Raw genomic sequence first — 16,451 nt, forward strand, 5'->3', positions numbered from 1 at the left:
CAAGGCGAATGCCCGCTGGGAATACCTCGTTCAAGGCTCGGGGCTGTGCCAGAGATGGTGTCGCCCCAAGGGCATGAGTGGATAGGTCATGGCCCTGTTGTTTTGCGGGGCATGGGGCGCAACTGGGCCGCGCTGGAGCGTTGGACGTTTCAGCACCTTGCCCATCTGGGCGGGGCCAGGCCTGTGACCTTGGTGGTAGGGAATCGGGAGAGGTCCAGCACCCGGTTTGTGACGTCCACACTTGACCGCTATGTGGCACAGCTGGAGTTGCAGACAGCCACGCAGGAAGAGGGCTCGCATATCGGCTACCTCAAAGAGTTTGACCTGCTCAAGGAGATACCCTCATTGCGCCAGGACGTGCAACAAGGCGCATTATTCCCGCCAGGCAACATCGTCTCCAGCAGCGCATGGATTGGCCCGCAAGGCGCCCACACAGGTTTGCATTACGACTTGCTGGACAACCTGGCGGTGCTCACGCGCGGAGTCAAACGCTTTTACCTGGCCCGCCCCGGCACCGTGGAACACCTCGGTGCGTTGTCAAAGAAATATGACCGCTGGGCCAAGCTGGCATCGGTAGGCATGCGCGACCTGGCGCAAAGCGATGTGCCGGCAGACGCACTGTTTGCTGTCGATCTGTACCCGGGTGATGCCATCTACGTGCCTCATGGCTGGTGGCATGAGGTTGTGAATTTGCAAGCCAGCATTTTTCTGAGTGGATTTTTCGGCAGCAAGGCCCGGGTCACCCGGCTGTGGCTCGCCACAGGTGCTGTGCAGCTGATGCATGACTTCCAGCCCTTGGGCACTCGCAATTGCGCCTGCCATTCGGGTACCGCACACCCGCCACCAGTCCGCGAAGTTCCGGGCAGTCAACTCCTTTAACACCCACGCAACCCGTTACCCATGACAACCCAACCGACCATCAAAAAGCGCAACTACATCACCCGCAATTTGCGTATCGGCGATATTCCAGCCTTGCTGGATCTGGAGCGCAAGCAATGGACGCAAGAGCAGCAAGCCACCGCAGAAGACTTTCGATCACGCATTGCCGCGCATCCCGATTTGAGCGGGGGTGCATTTTGCGCAGAAACGGGTGAATTGCTGGCGTCGCTCTTTTGCAAGCCCACCACGGAGACAGAGTGGGTCAACCCGGGCGACTGGCAAAAGAGTGCCGCCCTGGACGGCAAGGTGCCGAGGAACAAGCACGCCTCCCGCTGCCTGTTTGGCATCAGCCTGACCAGCGTTGATGCCGGCGCTGCCTTGCAGCTGATCGCATTCAACTATCTGTATGCGGTGAAATGCGGCACTCGTGAAGTGTTTCTGGGCTCTCCCATGCCCGGGCTCAAGCGTCATTTGCAACGAAAACCAGGCGCATCGGTAGAGGCCTATGCACGAACTACGCGGGCCGGTTTGCCGGTTGATCCACAGCTGCGCTACTACCACGGCAAGGGGTTTTGTGAGCTTGTGGCCGTGCGTGAGAACTACTTCCCCCACGAAGCCTCGTGTGATTACGGCGCCATTCTGAAATCCAGGGTGCCGTATCCCTGGCTCACGCCGCTATTTCGCTGGACACCCGTCCCGGTGTTGAGGTCGCTTGCAGCATTGGCGCCACGCTATGCCATTCCAGAAGACGACGGGGTGCCCGCACGAACAAGGTCGGCCGCTGAGCCAGAGGCGGCGTAGCCGTTCAACCCGTGTTGCGCAGCCCGGCCAGACTTTGGGCGCACGCAATGCCGGCCCGGCGCAAGCCAGTCCCGCGGCTGCCCGCTGGTGAAATACCTCCAGCACTGGTCGTACTCACAGAATTCTTCAAGCCAGCTGAGCCGCGGGACTGGCTTTGCCAGACCGCAGGCGGGCGGCCCCCTCGGGGGGCAGGGAGCTACACGCAGTGAGCGACCGTGGGGGCACAATGACTCAATGCAACTCTCCCAACGCCAACTCATCCTGCTGGTTCTGCTCACCCTGGTCTGGGGCCTGAACTGGCCGGTGATGAAACTGGGGATTGCGGACTTTCCGCCGCTGACGTTTCGGGCGATGTCGATCTGGCTGGGCATTCCGGTGCTGGGCATTGCCATGGTGGTACTGAAGGTGCCGTTTGGGGTGCCGCGGGGCAAGTGGCGTGAGCTCTTCTGGCTGGCGGCGGCAAACATGTTTGTCTGGCATGCACTGATCATCCTCGCCGTCAAAAACCTCAGCAGCGGGCGCGCGGCGATTCTGGGCTACACCATGCCGATTTTTTCGGCGCTGCTGGGCGCATGGTTTTTTGGCGCCAAGCTCAAGCCCCGCAACTGGCTGGGTGTGGCCGCCGCCGCGCTGGGCGTGGCGCTGCTGCTCTGGTATGAGCTGACAAACCTGTCTGGCCGGCCGCTGGGGGTGCTGTGCGCACTGGTAGCCGCCAGCGTGTGGGCGCTGGGCACACAGCTGCTGCGCAAGACTACGATACCGGCCGCGACGCTGACGTTGTCGTTCTGGATGACGGTGATGACTGCCGTGATGCTGACCGTGTTGGGTGTCGTGTTTGAGATGCCGCAGTGGAAGGCACCTTCGCCCACGACCTGGGGCGCGATTCTTTACAACGCGGTGCTGATTTTCGGTTTCGCGCACGCGGCGTGGTTCACGCTGGCGCGCGCGCTGCCGCCGGTGGCTTCCACGCTGAGCGTGATGATGATTCCCATCCTCGGGGTGTTTTCAGGCGCTCTGGGGCTGGGCGAAGTACTGCACTGGCAGGACTGGGCTGCCGTGGTGCTGATGGTGGTGGCGATTGCTTCAGTGCTGGCGCCCAGCCGCACAGTACCTGAAAAGGCCTGACAAAAATCAGCCGAGGGCGCTAGTACTGCCACCCGGAAGTAGCGAAACACAATGAAAGTGATGGATTCGCGTCCAGGGCGAGGCGCAAGCCGCAGCGAAGGCTATACGCCTTCGCAAGGGTTGCAACGCTGCCATGGGCGCGAAGACGCGCTTTCATGTTTCGATATTTCCGGGTGGCAGTACCAGACTCATGGCCATGCACAAGTCGTCCCAGGCCTTGCCCTTGTCGGCCGGGTTGCGCAGCAAATAGGTGGCGTCGTAGGTCACGACCATGCTGGCTCCATGCAGGCTGTGCAATTGGCCGCGCTGTTTGCCGAAAGGCTCTGTCGATTGCAACACCGCCTGCGCGGCCAGGCGGCCCATGACGAGCACGACATCGGGCTGCGCGCTGGCCACCAGGGCGGGCAGCGCTTCTGGCAGGCCGGCACCCGCACCGGATGCCGCCTGCCGGACCAGCGGCGCCAGCAGCACCATGCCGGCCTTGTGCAGGCGCGCAGCGCGCAGCATGTTGTCGAGCAGCTTGCCGGCATCGCCTTCAAAGGGGTTGAAAGGCTCCCGCTGCAGTGCAGCCGCCGGCGTTTCGGCCAGCACCAGCCAGCGCGCGCCTTCAGCATGGGCGGCGTCAGCGTACAGGGCTTGCGCGTCTCCCATGCGCCACGCAGCCGTCGTGCCGGGTGCAGCGGTTTCGCGCACTTCGGCCTGCGGGCGAGCCGGCGCCTGCATGGGCCGCACGGGCGGCGCAGCCTCTGGCGGTACAGTGGACCTGGAAGGTGCATTGACTTTTTGATCAAATTCACTTGCGGGCGTTACTGATCGTGCGCCAGCGGCTACCAAATCAATAGCAGCGGCAGCTTCAGCAGGCGCAGCGGCAACCGGCAGCCACACGCGCACACCCATTTCGCGCAGCATGGCGCGCTGGCGTTTGTCGAGGTCCAGGCTCATAGCGCCAGGCTCATGACGACCGCATCTTCGCGCGTGGAAGCGCCGTCCGGGTAGTAGTTGCGGCGCGTGCCGACGTGGCGAAAGCCGTAGCGTTCATAGATGGCCTTGGCCCGCACATTGCTCAGGCGCACTTCCAGCCACAGCCACTGCGCGCCCTCTCCGCGCGACCAGAGGGCCAGCGCATCCAGCATGATGCGGGCCCAGCCCTGGCGCTGGTGTTCGGGGGCCACGGTGATGTTGAGCAGGTGTACTTCGTCAACGCCCTTCATGGCCACGAAATAACCCAGCAGCACGGCGTCGGGCGCATTGCCGGCAGTGAGCAGTTGCGCCTGGTAGCCGGCGTTGAGCGAATCGTTGAAATTGCCGTGCGTCCAGGGGTGGCCATACGCGGTTTTTTCCACGCGCACCACCTCATCCAGCCATGCGGGTGTCATGGCTTCGAACTGGGCTTCGAGGGGCTTGAGGATGGCGTTCATGAAAGAGGTGGGGCGGCCGCCAGTTTGGCGGCCTTGACCTGGTCGCGCTCTTCGGTGGTCAGCGCTACTTTATCGCGAACGTAGAGCGGCAGGGCGAGGTCGGCGCTGACGCACAGGCCGGCAGCAGCCAGCTGCGGCGCCAGGCGCAGCATGGCGGTGGCAGTGGGCAAGGCATCAGCCTGCGCAAATGCCGCAAGGCTGCCCGGCAAACGCCCGGCGTACACCGTAAAAACATTGCCCGCGAGCAAACCGGCCGCAGTGTCAGGCACCAGGTTTTCGGGCCGGACCAGCCCGCATTCGCCCAGCGCCCGGCAGTGCCCGCCGCTGAACTCAAAACCCTGCACATACATTTCGTCCATGCGCGCATCCAGCAGCGCGGTGACGCGCAGGGACGCTTCGCCATCACCCTGCTGCTGAAAGCGCGCTTCTTCAGCCACAGCCATCAGCGTGTCAACAGGCAGCACGGGAATGCCGGCGCCCTGGTTGGCGCCCAGCGCCAGGCCTTGCGCCACCGCGCAGGCGGTGCGCAGGCCGGTAAAGGAGCCGGGGCCGCGCCCGAAGGCGATGGCATCCAGCTCGCCCAGCGCCAGGCCAGCCTCGGCCAGCAACGCCAGGATGGCTGGGATCAGCGTGGTGGAAGCCTGCGCGCCGCCCGGGCCGTTGTGCTGCCAGACGCGCACACCGTCGGTCAGTGCAACGGACATGCGGTCAGTGCTGGTGTCAAAAGCGAGGAATTTCACAAGTTCAGGCATTAAATCGGGCTCAAGCCCTTATATATCGGGCGCAAGTAGCTATTAAATTCATAGCAATCTGCGGGTACCCGGAGGCTGCGGCCGATGGGTAAGCCCTGATTATCCGCGCCAATGGCCGGCTACCCCCGCACCCACCGGCAGCGCCTTGCAGAACGCTCAACCGCGATAATCCCCGCATGACCCACGACTTGCTGCGCCTGCGCACGACACACACTGTTGCGCTGGCTGCCCTGGCGGCCATGGCAGCCCTGGCCGCGAGCCCCGGCCTGGCACAAACCGCACGCCTGCCGGCCCCGATTGAAAAAGCCCTGTCGCGCGCCAGGGTGCCGCGCGATGCAGTGTCCATGCTGGTGGTGGAAGCCGGCAGCGGCAAACCCGTGCCGCGCCTGAGCTGGCGCGCCGATGTGCCGATGAACCCTGCCTCCGTCATGAAACTGGTGACCACGTACTCGGCGCTCGACGCGCTGGGCCGTGACTTCACCTGGAAGACGAAGGTGATACTGGACGGCAGCACCTCGGGCGGCCTGCTCAACGGCAACATGGTGGTACAGGGCGGCGGCGACCCCAAGCTGGTCGTTGAGCGCCTGCAGGCCCTGCTGGCCGAGGTGCAGGCCGGCGGGGCGCGGGCGATCCGCGGCGACATCGTGCTGGACCGCAGCGCCTTCAGCGTGCCGCCCACCGACCCGGGTGAATTTGACGGTGAGCCGCTGCGGCCCTACAACGCCCGGCCCGATGCGCTGCTGATCAATTTCAAAACCATCGTGATGACCTTCACGCCGGACCTGCCCAGCGGCCGTGCGCTGGTGCGCTATGAACCGCCGCTGGCAGGTGTGCAGGTGGGGGCGACGGTGCCGATCGTGCGTGTGGCGCGTTGCGGCGACTGGCGCAGCGAGCTGCGCGCCAGCGTTGAAAACCCCGTCAACATCGAGTTCCTGGGTACCTATTCTTCGGCCTGTGGCGAAAAGGTGTGGCCCAGCGCCTATGCCGACCCCGCGAGTTTTGCGGCGCGCGCCATCGAAGGGTCGTGGCGCCAGCTGGGCGGCCTGCTGACGGGAACGGTGCGCGACGCCACGCCGGCAGAGCTGGCCATGCTGCACAGGACCGGTACCCTCTCGGGCGAAAAGGCCGCGGTGCGGTTTGAATACCAGTCGCCACCGTTGCTGGAAATGGTGCGCGACGTCAACAAATACTCCAACAACATCATGGCCCAACACCTCTTTTTGACACTCGGGCTGCAGGCCGGCCTGGGCCAGCCCAAAGCCGGCACGCTTGAATCCGCCCGCGCAGCGCTCACCGCCTGGTGGCGCAAAAGCCTGCCCGGCAGCACGCCCCCGGTGATGGACAACGGCTCGGGCCTGAGCCGCGAGGAGCGCATCAGTGCCGCCAGCCTGTCGGCCCTGCTTCAACACGCCGCCAAAAGCCCTTTTGCCGCCGATCTCGCCGATTCGCTGCCGGTGGCCGGCACCGACGCCACCATGCGCGAACGCGCCAAGCCGGTGGCCGGGCTGGCTTTCGTCAAGACCGGCTCGCTGCGCGACGTGACCGCGGTTGCCGGTTATGCCAATGGCAACAGCGGCGCACGCTACATCGTGGTGGGGCTGATCAACCACCCGAACGCGCCCGCTGCGCGCCCGGCGCTGGATGCGATGCTGGAATGGGCCGTCAAGGAGGGCAAGCGATGAACGCAACAGACATCGTGGGCTTTCTGGCCGCCGTGCTGACCACGGCGAGCTTTGCGCCGCAGGCCTGGCTGACCTTTCGCAGCCGCGATGTCAGCGGCATTTCACTGGCGATGTACAGCGCCTTTACGGTTGGCGTGGCACTCTGGCTGGCCTACGGCGTGCTGGCGGGCGCCTGGCCCATCGTGCTGGCGAACGCGGTCACGCTGGGCCTGGCGCTGGCCATTCTGGTGATGAAGCTGGTGTACGGACGCGGTGACTGAATAGCCCGGTACCACACGCACCCCGCGCGGCAGGCACGGATGCTTTCATCGATGTGCCTGCAAGTTATCCCTGCCGCCTGTGGACAAGGCTGTTGATGGCGGCGGGACTTGTGGACGAAAACACCGCTTGGCGCGGCATTGCGCCACAATGCCCGAAATTTGGGCAACCGCCCTAGCGGCCTCCCGGGAAGGGCGCCTCAGCTCGCGGCGGCACGCCCCAGCCGGTCGCGCACGCCATCCCACTCGGTGGCCGCCGGCGGGTTTTCAATCCAGATCAGCTTGACGCCTTTGGCATCAAAGTCGCGCAGCACGGCAAACAGCTGCTGCGCGGTGGCCAGCGCGTCGTCGGGCATGCGGCGGTACAACACCTTGTCGGACTTGATGCGCACGATGCTGCGCGCGTAGACGGCGATATGTGCGGCGTCGGCGCCCAGCAAATCGAGTGCGGTTTGTATGGGACCTGCGTCCATCAGGCGCACCTTGGCGTCGGGCGCGTAGTGCGCTTCCAGCGTGCCGGAAGCACGCGGCGCATCGCCCAGAGCCTCTTGCTCGAATTCGTCTTTCCCCAGCACGGCTTCGCCGCACGCGGCCTCGAGTTGTGCGCGCGTGAGAATGCCCGGGCGCAGCAGCACGGGGCGCCCGCGCGTGCAGTCGACGATGCTGGACTCGATGCCGACATCGCAGGGCCCGCCATCGAGCACCAGCAGGCTGTCGCCAAACTCCTGCTGCACGTGCTGCGCGGTGGTGGGGCTGACGCGGCCGAAACGGTTGGCGCTGGGGCCGGCAACGCCGGTGTCGCAAGCCTTCAGAAAAGCCAGCGCAACGGGGTGCGAGGGACAGCGCAGGCCGATGGAATCCTGGCCGCCGGCTGCAGCCGCCGCCACGCCTTCCTTGCGCGGCAGGATCACGGTGAGCGGCCCGGGCCAGAAGGCTTTCATCAGGCGCACGGCAAACGGCGGCACGCTGCTGGCGTAAGCGTCTACGTGCGCCGCATCGGCCACATGCACGATGAGCGGATGGTCGGACGGACGGCCCTTGGCTTCAAAGATGCCGGCGACGGCCTGATCGCTGGAAGCGTCGGCGCCCAGGCCGTATACCGTCTCCGTCGGGAAGCCCACCAGCCCGCCGGCCCGGATGCGGCGTGCGGCTTCAAGAATGGCTTCAGGGTTCGAACCGGGAAGAATCATCAGAGGAGGTCCAGGCCGGGCAAGCCCAGGATGGATGCGGCCTGGCGCGCCGTGGCCTTGACTGAAGCGACGTCGGGGCCTGCGATGGTGAGATGGCCCATCTTGCGGCCGGTGCGGGCTTCAGTTTTGCCGTAAAGGTGCAGGTGGGTGCCGGGCAGTGCCAGCACGGCCTGCCAGTCGGGCGTGCGCATCTTTCCATGGGCGTCAAACCACACATCACCCAGCAGGTTGAGCATGATGGCGGGAGAATGCTGGCGCGGCTGCGGCAGCGGCAGGCCGGCCATGGCGTGCACCTGCAGGTCGAACTGCGACACGTCACAGGCGTCCATCGTGTAGTGGCCGCTGTTGTGCGGCCGCGGCGCCATTTCATTGACGATGAGCGCGCCATCGGCGCTGCCGTCGTCCACCAGGAAGAACTCGACGCAGAGAACGCCGACATAGTCAATGTGTTTTGCTATGGTTTTGGTAGCTGCCTGCGCACGATCGGCAAGCGCTGCGGGCATATTTCCTTCATAAGCCTGCGTCACCGCGAGAATGCCGTCGACATGCACGTTCAACTGGGGCGCAAAGCCCACGACGCTGCCGTCCCAGCCGCGCGCCACGATGACCGAGCACTCGGCCTTGAGCGGCAACATTTTTTCGAGCACGCAGGGCACCTGCTTCAGGCCGGCCCAGGCGGTGGCCAGTTCGTCCGCATTCTTGACGCGGACCTGGCCCTTGCCGTCGTAGCCCATGCGCGCGGTCTTGAGGATGCCGGGCAGCAAACCGGCGGGCACCGCCTTCAGCTGTTCGGCTGTTTCAATCACGGCGTAGGGTGCGCAGGTAACGCCAGCCAGTACGCCGGATTCGGCAGCGCTGGCGGTGAAGTGGGATTTTTCCTCGATGCGGTTTTGCGCGATGGCCACGGCAGTGGCGCCGGGCGCCACGGGCCGGCTGGCAGCCAGTGCCTGCAACGCACCAGCGGGCACGTTTTCAAATTCGGTGGTGACGGCGGCGCACAGTGCGGCCAGCTGGGCCAGTCCTTTTTCGTCGCTGTAGCCGGTCTGGATGTGGTGGTGGCTGACCAGGCCCGCCGGGCTTTGCGGATCGGGGTCCAGCACCGCCGTGAAGTAACCCAGGCGCTGCGCGGCATGCACAAACATGCGGCCCAGCTGGCCACCGCCCATCACGCCGAGGGTAGCGGGCTGGCCGGAGGCCGAGGCCGTGCCGGGAAAAATGGGCAACTCCGGCAAACTGGAGGCAGCCCGGGAAGAGGCGGAGGCGGTCATGCGGGCGGCAGCGTCATGGCGTGCGCAGTAGCGGTTTGCTCTGCACGGAAAGCCTGCAATTGGGCGGCCAGCGCCGGGTTGTGCAGGGCCAGCATGGCCACCGCGAACAGGGCTGCATTGGCTGCGCCAGCGTTGCCGATGGCAAAGGTGGCGACCGGAATGCCCTTGGGCATCTGCACGATGCTGTGCAGCGAGTCCACACCCTGCAGATGTTTGCTGGCCACGGGAACGCCCAGCACCGGCACGGTGGTTTTGGCGGCCAGCATGCCGGGCAGGTGCGCTGCGCCGCCGGCGCCGGCAATGATGGCCTGCAGGCCGCGTCCGCCGGCACCTTCCGCATAGGCAAACAGCTCGTCGGGCATGCGGTGGGCCGACACCACCCGGGCTTCGTGCGCGACGCCGAACTGCGTGAGGATCTGCACGGCGTGCTGCATGGTCTCCCAGTCGCTGCTGGATCCCATCACCACGCCCACCAGGGGTACAACTCCAGAGGTCGTCGAATTGTTGCTTGTTGTCATTTAGGGGACCTTCAAGGCCGGGGTTGCAGGTTGCGTTGCAGTAACACCTGATTTTAAGGGCAGGCCACCGGCGGGCTGTACCTTGCGTGCTACGCTCTTGCCTCCCGGGCGCCACACTGCGCCGAACCGGTTGAAAAAACACCCCTCACACCCCAACTCTGCAAGACCATGATCGACGTCACCATTGCCAACTTTGAAGCGGAAGTCGTTGCCGCGTCCATGACCACGCCTGTGCTGATCGACTTCTGGGCCCCATGGTGCGGCCCCTGCAAGTCGCTCGGGCCCATCCTTGAAAAAGTGGAAGTGGAATATGCCGGGCGCTTCAAGCTGGTCAAGATCGATTCCGACCAGGAGCAGCAACTGGGCGCCGCTTTCGGCATCCGCAGCATCCCGACCTGCATTCTGATGATGAACGGCCAGCCGGTGGACGGTTTTGCCGGTGCTCTTCCCGAAGGCAAGGTCAAGGAATTCCTCGACAAGCATTTGCCGCCGGCCGAGGAACAGCCTGAAGAGCCTGAATTGACGCTCGAAGAAGAAAGCGCAGACCCTGCCGCCGTGCTGGAAAAACTGCAACATGCCGTCGCCGCCAACCCGGCCGACGACAACGCCCGCTTTGACTATGTGAAGCTGCTGCTGCAACTGGGCCGCGAAGACGACGCCAAGGTGGCATTCGCACCGGTGATTGCACAAACCACGGTGGTGCGGCGTTTTGACTCGCTCAAGCGCTGGATGGATGCTATGGATTTTGTAGCTACCGGCGCTCATGGGGCGGGTGCTGCAGCCGGTTTTGACGCGAAGATTGCGACCAACAAGCGCGACTTCGAAGCACGCTTTGACAAGGCCCGCTGGCTCATGGCACAGCAGCGCTGGACCGAAGCGCTGGACGAACTGCTGGAAATCCTGATGCGCGACAAATCCTGGAACGACGACCTGGCACGCAAGACCTACATCGCCGTGCTCGACGTCATGGAGGCGCCCAAGCCCAAGGTGGCCGACGGACAGATTCCGCCCGAGGACCCTGTCGTAGCCACTTACCGCCGGCGCTTGTCCAGCGTCGTATTAAGTTAAAGGATTCTTATCAAGAAATACCGCGGAACTGGCTTTGCCAGGCCGCAGGTATTGCCCCCTTGAGGGGGTTCCGGCTACACGAAGTGAGCCGAGACAGGGGAGAACCTATCGCTTAGGCCGTCAGCCGAGCTAAAGCTTCTTGGTATTTGGCGGCAGTCTTGGCCACCACATCGGCCGGAAGGTGCGGCGCGGGCGGCGTTTTGTCCCAAGGCTTGCCGTTGATGCGTACGCTTTCCAGCCAGTCACGCACAAACTGCTTGTCGTAACTCGGCGGGTTCAGGCCAGCCGCGTAGGCCGCTTCATAGCCTTCAATCGGCCAGTAGCGTGACGAATCCGGTGTCAGCACCTCGTCCATCAGCGTAAGCGTGCCGTCTTCGTCAAGGCCGAATTCGAACTTGGTGTCGGCAATGATGATGCCCTTGGTGAGGGCGAAGGCGGCGGCGGTGCTGTAGATCTCAATGCTGATCTTTTTGATCTGCGCGGCCATGTCGGCGCCTACTACTTTCACCACCTGCTCGTAGCTGATGTTTTCGTCGTGCTCGCCGGCTTCGGCCTTGGCGGCCGGGGTGAAGATGGGCTCGGGCAACTTGCCGGCGTTCTTCAGGCCGGCTGGCAGCGGCACGCCGCAGACAGCCTGGCTCTCCTGGTATTCCTTCCAGCCGCTGCCGGCCAGGTAGCCGCGCACCACGGCTTCAACCGGAATGGGCTTGAGGCGCTTGACCAGCATGGAGCGGTTGACGACCTGCGGCACCTCGGCCGGGGTGACCACGCTTTCGGGTGTCTCGCCGGTCAGGTGGTTGGGGCAGATGTGCCCGAGCTTGCCGAACCAGAACAGCGCCATCTGCGTCAGCAGCGCGCCCTTGCCGGGGATTGGCTCCCCGAGAATGACATCGAACGCACTTAGCCGGTCGCTGGCCACCATCAGCAGCCTGTCCTTGCCCACGGCGTAGTTGTCGCGCACCTTGCCGCGCGCCAGCAGGGGCAGAGAGGTCAGGGCAGAGGTATGGAGAGCTTGGGTCATGGTGGGGCGGCAACGTAACGGAAGTGAGTCAAAGTAAAAAGCCCGCGCGACTCAGAAAGAGTCCACGGGCTTCGAATTATCGCCAATCCGCGCGGGCGGGCGGCGGGAATTTACGATGCTCTTTAATGCACGACCTGGGCGAGCTCGCCCTTGGCGTACTTGGCGGCCACGACCTGCAGGTTGTCGCCCTTGATCTTGGCGCCCTGGCCTTCGCAGCCGAATTCGATGTAGCGCTGCTTGCATATCTGCTTGGCGGCTTCGCGCGCGGGCTTGAGCCATTCGCGGGCGTCGAACTTCTCGGGGTTTTCGGCCAGGAACTTGCGCACGGCGGCCGTCATGGCCAGTCGGATGTCGGTGTCGATGTTGATCTTGCGCACGCCGTGCTTGATGGCTTCCTGGATTTCCTCGACGGGCACGCCGTAGGTTTCCTTCATGTTGCCGCCGTACTGCCGAATGATGGCCAGCAATTCCTGCGGCACCGAGGACGAGCCGTGCATCACCAGGTGAGTGCTCGGGATGCGTTTGTGGATTTCCTTGATGCGGTCGATCGCCAGGATGTCGCCGGTGGGCTTGCGGGTGAATTTATAGGCGCCGTGGCTGGTGCCGATGGCAATCGCCAGCGCATCGATTTGCGTGCGCTTGACGAAGTCGGCAGCCTGCTCCGGGTCGGTCAGCAGCTGCTCGCGCGTCATGGTGGCGTCGGTGCCGTGGCCGTCTTCCTTGTCACCCTTCATGGTTTCCAGCGAACCCAGGCAGCCGAGCTCACCTTCGACGGTAACACCGTATTTATGAGCCAGCTGCGAAACCTTCTTCGTCACCTCGACGTTGTATTCATAGCTGGCGATGGTCTTGCCGTCCGCCTCGAGCGACCCGTCCATCATCACCGACGAAAAGCCGAGGTTGATGGCGCCCTGGCACACATCGGGGTTCTGGCCATGGTCCTGGTGCATGACCAGCGGGATGTTGGGATACATCTCGATGGCCGCCTCGATCAGGTGTTTGATGAAGGGTTCACCGGCGTACTTGCGGGCGCCTGCGCTGGCCTGCAGGATGACGGGCGCGCCGGTCTCTTTGGCCGCTTCCATCACGGCTTGCACCTGCTCAAGGTTGTTGACGTTAAAAGCCGGAATGCCGTAGCCGTTGACTGCTGCATGGTCCAGCAGCTCGCGCATCGAAACGAGTGCCATGATCAGATCCCCAGAAAGTTAAAAAAAGCTGCCAGAAGAAGGCGGGTTACGGGGCGGAAAGCCGGGCAGCGCAAGGGCTGCTTGATGGGCCGTAACCGCCGGGTAACCGAAGCTTTGATTCTAACGGCTGCGAAAACTGGGGTTATTGGGCGAACTTGCGCATATGTTGCGAGGAAATACGCGGGGTAACTGCATGTAAGCTGGTTCACCCCTGTCCAGGCTCACTGCGTGTAGCCTGTTCTCCCCTTCCAGGGGACGGCGCCTTGGGCCGGCGAAGCCGGACCCTCGGCCCCCCGCTGGTGAAAACCCCCGCTGGTTACGCTACTGATTCTTCATGCCAGCATGGGCCGCGGAACCGGCTTTGCCGGGCCGTAGGGCGGGCGGCCCCCCTCGGGGGGCAGCGCATTACACGAAGTAAAAAGCGTGGGGGCTCAAGCTACCCTGCAGATCTTCAGCATATTGGTGCCGCCCGGCGCGCCCATGGGTTCGCCGCAAGTGATGGCGTAGATGTCGCCGCTTTCGACGATACCGCGTTTTTTCAGGTGAGCCTCGGCATCGCCCAGCGCGGTGTCGCGCTCGACACTCTGGTCCATCAGCAGCGGCCTGACGTTGCGGTACAGCGCCATCTTGCGCTGGGTCGTCAGTTTGGGCGTCAGGGCGTAGATGGGGATATGGATACGGTGGCGGCTCATCCACAGCGCCGTAGAGCCCGAGTCGGTCAGCGCCACAATGGCTTTGCAACCCAGGTGATGGGCCGTGAACAAGGCGCCCATGGCGATGGACTGGTCGATGCGGTCAAAGGTCATGCCGGTGAAGTCGGCGTCCAGTTTCACGTCCTCGGCTTTTTCGGCTTCGGCGCAGATGTTGGCCATCTCGATGATGGTCTCCAGCGGATAACGGCCGGCGGCGGTCTCGGCCGAGGTCATGACGGCGTCGGTGCCGTCGAGTACCGCGTTGGCCACGTCGCTGACCTCGGCGCGCGTGGGCACCGGGTTGGTGATCATGGACTCCATCATGTGAGTCGCGGTGATGACCACCTTGTCCAGCTCACGGGCCATCTTGATCATGCGTTTTTGCAGCGCCGGCACAGCGGCATTGCCGACCTCGATGGCCAGGTCGCCGCGCGCGACCATGATGCCGTCGCTGGCCCGGCAGATGGATTCCAGGTTCGGGATCGCCTCGGCACGCTCGATCTTGGCGATCAAGCCCGGCTTGTGGCGGTGCTCGGCACCGGCCACATTGCACAGCTGGCGCGCCATTTCCATGTCACTGGCGTTCTGCGGAAAGCTCACCGCGACATAGTCGGCCTGGAAGCTCATGGCGGTGCGAATGTCTTCCATGTCTTTGGCCGTCAGCGCCGGCGCCGTCAGGCCGCCGCCCTGCTTGTTGATGCCCTTGTTGTTGGACAACACGCCGCCGATCTTGACCGTCGCATGGACCTGCTCGCCCTTCACCTTGTCAACAGTCATGACGATCAGGCCGTCGTTGAGCAGCAAGGTGTCACCGGCCTTGACGTCGCGCGGCAGTTCCTTGTAGTCCAGGCCCACGCCGTTAATGTCGCCAAGCTCGGTGCGGGACGCGTCGAGCACAAATTTCATGCCTTGCTCAAGCTGCACCTTGCCCTCGGCAAATTTGCCGACACGGATTTTCGGGCCCTGCAGGTCGGCCATGATGGCGACCTCGCGCCCGGCGCGGGTGGCGGCCTCCCGCACCAGCCTGGCACGGTCGATGTGGTCTTGCGCCGTGCCGTGGCTGAAATTCAGCCGCACGCAGTTGACGCCAGCGCGAATCATCTGCTCCAGCAGGGCCGGATCGCTGGAGGCGGGGCCAAGGGTGGCAACGATTTTTGTGCCGCGGCGCTGCATCTTCATGTCTGTCTCCTGTAATTTAGTTTCTTATTTTTACACGAATGAGTTACGTAGCGGTTACCAGGCCATCGCCGCATCCGGGGTATTGACCAGAAGCCGGAGGGGGGCCCGCTGCATACAGCGTGTCGCGCCCTGAACCTGCAAACCGGTTTTGCCGCATTTTGCAGTTAGCGCCTCAGTGGCCTGCGCGCTTTTGCAGGATTTCAAAGGCCGGAAGCGTCTTGCCTTCCAGCACTTCCAGAAAAGCGCCGCCGCCGGTCGAGATGTAATCGACCTGCTTTTCAATGCCGTATTTGGCAATGGCGGCCAGCGTGTCCCCGCCTCCGGCGATGGAGAACCCGCTGCTGTCCGCAACGGCACGCGCAATGCCTTCGGTGCCCTTGGCGAACGCATCAAACTCAAACACACCGACCGGGCCGTTCCAGACGATGGTGCCGGCCGCCTTGAGCTGCGCCGCGAGCCTCGCGGTGGTTTGCGGGCCGATATCAAGAATCAGGTCGTCATCGGCGACGTCAGTGGCCGCCTTGACGGTAGCCGGCGCGTCAGCGGCAAAGGTTTTGGCGGTGACGACATCGGTCGGAATCGGCACCTCGGCGCCACGCGCCTTCATGGCCTCGATCACGGCTTTGGCTTCAGCCAGCAAGTCGGCTTCGGCCAGACTTTTGCCGATTTTCAAACCGGCGGCCAGCATGAAAGTGTTGGCAATTCCCCCGCCCACGATGAGCTGGTCCACATTGGCGGCGAGCGACTTGAGGATGGTGAGCTTGGTCGAGACCTTGCTGCCGGCCACGATGGCCACCAGCGGCCTGCGCGGGCTGGAAAGGGCTTTGGAGATGGCGTCCATCTCGGCGGCCAGCAATGGGCCGGCGCTGGCCACAGGCGCATATTGCGCAATGCCATAGGTGGAAGCCTCGGCGCGGTGCGCCGTGCCGAAAGCGTCGTGCACAAAAATATCGCAGAGCGCAGCCATCTTGCGCGCCAGCTCTTCGCTGTTTTTCTTCTCGCCCTTGTTGAGCCGGCAGTTCTCCAGCATTACCAGCTGGCCGGGTTTGACATCCACACCGTCCACCCAGCCGGAGGCCAGGGGAATGTCGCGCTTCATCAACTCGCCCATTCGTTTGGCCACAGGCGCCAGAGAATCGGCCGGCTTGAACTCACCCTCCACTGGCCGCCCGAGATGAGATGTCACCATGACCGCCGCGCCTGCGTCCAGGGCCATCTGGATGCAGGGAATGGAAGCGCGAATGCGCGTGTCTTCGGTGATGTGGCCGCTGTCATCCTGCGGCACGTTGAGGTCGGCACGGATGAACACGCGCTTGCCGGCAACTTTGCCGCTGGCGCACAGGTCGGAGAAACGGATGAAGTTCATAAATCGCTCGCAGAATAAAAAAGGCTTTGGGCCACAGCGCCCAAAGCC

Annotated in this window: 16 protein-coding genes; 6 read left to right on the forward strand and 10 right to left on the reverse strand. The window is 63.9% G+C overall.

All coding sequences use genetic code 11. The annotated features are described in order from the left end of the window. The first annotated feature begins 54 nt into the window (after nucleotides 1-54). From AC1D11_RS17775 to AC1D11_RS17785, 3 genes are all read left to right on the forward strand, one after another. Nucleotides 55-879 (forward strand): cupin-like domain-containing protein, encoded by an 825-nt coding sequence (locus tag AC1D11_RS17775; RefSeq protein ID WP_477647234.1) that lies wholly within the window; start codon nucleotides 55-57, stop codon nucleotides 877-879. 21 nt (nucleotides 880-900) lie between these two features. Continuing rightward, nucleotides 901-1,680, forward strand: a complete 780-nt coding sequence (locus AC1D11_RS17780) for a hypothetical protein (protein ID WP_477647204.1) — start codon at nucleotides 901-903, stop codon at nucleotides 1,678-1,680. 234 nt (nucleotides 1,681-1,914) lie between these two features. Beyond that, on the forward strand, nucleotides 1,915-2,805 hold the full coding sequence (locus AC1D11_RS17785; RefSeq protein ID WP_477647205.1) for a DMT family transporter: 891 nt from the start codon (nucleotides 1,915-1,917) through the stop codon (nucleotides 2,803-2,805). A 153-nt stretch (nucleotides 2,806-2,958) separates the two neighbouring features. Here AC1D11_RS17785 and AC1D11_RS17790 read toward each other — a convergent pair whose 3' ends face one another. From AC1D11_RS17790 to tsaB, 3 genes are read right to left on the reverse strand one after another with little or no spacing between them, the layout of a single operon-like run. Further along, complete coding sequence (locus AC1D11_RS17790) at nucleotides 2,959-3,747, reverse strand: uracil-DNA glycosylase family protein (protein ID WP_477647206.1); 789 nt, start codon at nucleotides 3,745-3,747, stop codon at nucleotides 2,959-2,961. After that, on the reverse strand, nucleotides 3,744-4,223 hold the full coding sequence (gene rimI / locus AC1D11_RS17795; RefSeq protein ID WP_477647207.1) for a ribosomal protein S18-alanine N-acetyltransferase: 480 nt from the start codon (nucleotides 4,221-4,223) through the stop codon (nucleotides 3,744-3,746). The genes AC1D11_RS17790 and rimI overlap by 4 nt, the downstream gene beginning before the upstream one ends. Beyond that, nucleotides 4,220-4,975: a tRNA (adenosine(37)-N6)-threonylcarbamoyltransferase complex dimerization subunit type 1 TsaB gene (gene tsaB / locus AC1D11_RS17800; protein ID WP_477647208.1), complete on the reverse strand. Its 756-nt coding sequence runs from the start codon at nucleotides 4,973-4,975 to the stop codon at nucleotides 4,220-4,222. Before tsaB ends, rimI begins: the two co-directional genes overlap by 4 nt. A 176-nt stretch (nucleotides 4,976-5,151) precedes the next feature. On the opposite strand from tsaB, the gene dacB reads away from it, so the two are divergent. Then, nucleotides 5,152-6,657 carry a D-alanyl-D-alanine carboxypeptidase/D-alanyl-D-alanine endopeptidase gene (gene dacB, locus AC1D11_RS17805; RefSeq protein WP_477647209.1) on the forward strand — a complete coding sequence of 502 codons (1,506 nt, stop codon included), beginning with the start codon at nucleotides 5,152-5,154 and terminating at the stop codon, nucleotides 6,655-6,657. Beyond that, complete coding sequence (locus AC1D11_RS17810) at nucleotides 6,654-6,917, forward strand: SemiSWEET transporter (RefSeq protein WP_457282398.1); 264 nt, start codon at nucleotides 6,654-6,656, stop codon at nucleotides 6,915-6,917. Before dacB ends, AC1D11_RS17810 begins: the two co-directional genes overlap by 4 nt. Before the next feature lie 197 nt (nucleotides 6,918-7,114). Here AC1D11_RS17810 and AC1D11_RS17815 read toward each other — a convergent pair whose 3' ends face one another. The 3 genes from AC1D11_RS17815 to purE are packed head-to-tail and all read right to left on the reverse strand — an operon-like array spanning nucleotide 7,115 to nucleotide 9,890. Then, nucleotides 7,115-8,104, reverse strand: a complete 990-nt coding sequence (locus AC1D11_RS17815; protein WP_477647210.1) for an L-threonylcarbamoyladenylate synthase — start codon at nucleotides 8,102-8,104, stop codon at nucleotides 7,115-7,117. After that, on the reverse strand, nucleotides 8,104-9,372 hold the full coding sequence (locus AC1D11_RS17820) for a 5-(carboxyamino)imidazole ribonucleotide synthase (RefSeq protein WP_477647211.1): 1,269 nt from the start codon (nucleotides 9,370-9,372) through the stop codon (nucleotides 8,104-8,106). Before AC1D11_RS17820 ends, AC1D11_RS17815 begins: the two co-directional genes overlap by 1 nt. After that, complete coding sequence (gene purE, locus AC1D11_RS17825; RefSeq protein WP_477647212.1) at nucleotides 9,369-9,890, reverse strand: 5-(carboxyamino)imidazole ribonucleotide mutase; 522 nt, start codon at nucleotides 9,888-9,890, stop codon at nucleotides 9,369-9,371. The genes AC1D11_RS17820 and purE overlap by 4 nt, the downstream gene beginning before the upstream one ends. A 168-nt stretch (nucleotides 9,891-10,058) precedes the next feature. Here purE and trxA point away from each other — a divergent pair, with 168 nt between their 5' ends. Then, on the forward strand, nucleotides 10,059-10,958 hold the full coding sequence (gene trxA, locus AC1D11_RS17830) for a thioredoxin (protein WP_477647213.1): 900 nt from the start codon (nucleotides 10,059-10,061) through the stop codon (nucleotides 10,956-10,958). Between the two features lie 112 nt (nucleotides 10,959-11,070). Here the strand turns inward: trxA and AC1D11_RS17835 are convergent, their stop codons facing one another. From AC1D11_RS17835 to AC1D11_RS17850, 4 genes are all read right to left on the reverse strand, one after another. Continuing rightward, nucleotides 11,071-11,979 (reverse strand): phosphoribosylaminoimidazolesuccinocarboxamide synthase, encoded by a 909-nt coding sequence (locus AC1D11_RS17835; protein ID WP_477647214.1) that lies wholly within the window; start codon nucleotides 11,977-11,979, stop codon nucleotides 11,071-11,073. A 122-nt stretch (nucleotides 11,980-12,101) separates the two neighbouring features. Then, the gene (gene fba, locus AC1D11_RS17840; protein WP_477647215.1) at nucleotides 12,102-13,166 is read right to left on the reverse strand and encodes a class II fructose-bisphosphate aldolase; all 1,065 of its coding nucleotides are present in this window, start codon (nucleotides 13,164-13,166) and stop codon (nucleotides 12,102-12,104) included. 431 nt (nucleotides 13,167-13,597) lie between these two features. Then, nucleotides 13,598-15,031 (reverse strand): pyruvate kinase, encoded by a 1,434-nt coding sequence (gene pyk / locus AC1D11_RS17845; RefSeq protein WP_477647235.1) that lies wholly within the window; start codon nucleotides 15,029-15,031, stop codon nucleotides 13,598-13,600. A 178-nt stretch (nucleotides 15,032-15,209) separates the two neighbouring features. Continuing rightward, complete coding sequence (locus AC1D11_RS17850) at nucleotides 15,210-16,403, reverse strand: phosphoglycerate kinase (RefSeq protein ID WP_477647216.1); 1,194 nt, start codon at nucleotides 16,401-16,403, stop codon at nucleotides 15,210-15,212. Between the last annotated feature and the right edge of the window lie 48 nt (nucleotides 16,404-16,451).

Source organism: Polaromonas sp. P1_E11 (assembly GCF_056405995.1).

Bases quoted from the DNA above. Each gene is read 5' to 3' on its own strand.
- tsaB (WP_477647208.1), bottom strand. From the start codon at position 4,975: ATGCCTGAACTTGTGAAATTCCTCGCTTTTGACACCAGCACTGACCGC.
- AC1D11_RS17785 (WP_477647205.1), top strand. From the start codon at position 1,915: ATGCAACTCTCCCAACGCCAACTCATCCTGCTGGTTCTGCTCACCCTG.
- AC1D11_RS17820 (WP_477647211.1), bottom strand. From the start codon at position 9,372: ATGACCGCCTCCGCCTCTTCCCGGGCTGCCTCCAGTTTGCCGGAGTTG.
- rimI (WP_477647207.1), bottom strand. From the start codon at position 4,223: ATGAACGCCATCCTCAAGCCCCTCGAAGCCCAGTTCGAAGCCATGACA.
- AC1D11_RS17775 (WP_477647234.1), top strand. From the start codon at position 55: ATGGTGTCGCCCCAAGGGCATGAGTGGATAGGTCATGGCCCTGTTGTT.
- AC1D11_RS17810 (WP_457282398.1), top strand. From the start codon at position 6,654: ATGAACGCAACAGACATCGTGGGCTTTCTGGCCGCCGTGCTGACCACG.
- pyk (WP_477647235.1), bottom strand. From the start codon at position 15,031: ATGCAGCGCCGCGGCACAAAAATCGTTGCCACCCTTGGCCCCGCCTCC.
- AC1D11_RS17780 (WP_477647204.1), top strand. From the start codon at position 901: ATGACAACCCAACCGACCATCAAAAAGCGCAACTACATCACCCGCAAT.
- fba (WP_477647215.1), bottom strand. From the start codon at position 13,166: ATGGCACTCGTTTCGATGCGCGAGCTGCTGGACCATGCAGCAGTCAAC.
- dacB (WP_477647209.1), top strand. From the start codon at position 5,152: ATGACCCACGACTTGCTGCGCCTGCGCACGACACACACTGTTGCGCTG.
- purE (WP_477647212.1), bottom strand. From the start codon at position 9,890: ATGACAACAAGCAACAATTCGACGACCTCTGGAGTTGTACCCCTGGTG.
- trxA (WP_477647213.1), top strand. From the start codon at position 10,059: ATGATCGACGTCACCATTGCCAACTTTGAAGCGGAAGTCGTTGCCGCG.
- AC1D11_RS17790 (WP_477647206.1), bottom strand. From the start codon at position 3,747: ATGAGCCTGGACCTCGACAAACGCCAGCGCGCCATGCTGCGCGAAATG.
- AC1D11_RS17850 (WP_477647216.1), bottom strand. From the start codon at position 16,403: ATGAACTTCATCCGTTTCTCCGACCTGTGCGCCAGCGGCAAAGTTGCC.
- AC1D11_RS17835 (WP_477647214.1), bottom strand. From the start codon at position 11,979: ATGACCCAAGCTCTCCATACCTCTGCCCTGACCTCTCTGCCCCTGCTG.
- AC1D11_RS17815 (WP_477647210.1), bottom strand. From the start codon at position 8,104: ATGATTCTTCCCGGTTCGAACCCTGAAGCCATTCTTGAAGCCGCACGC.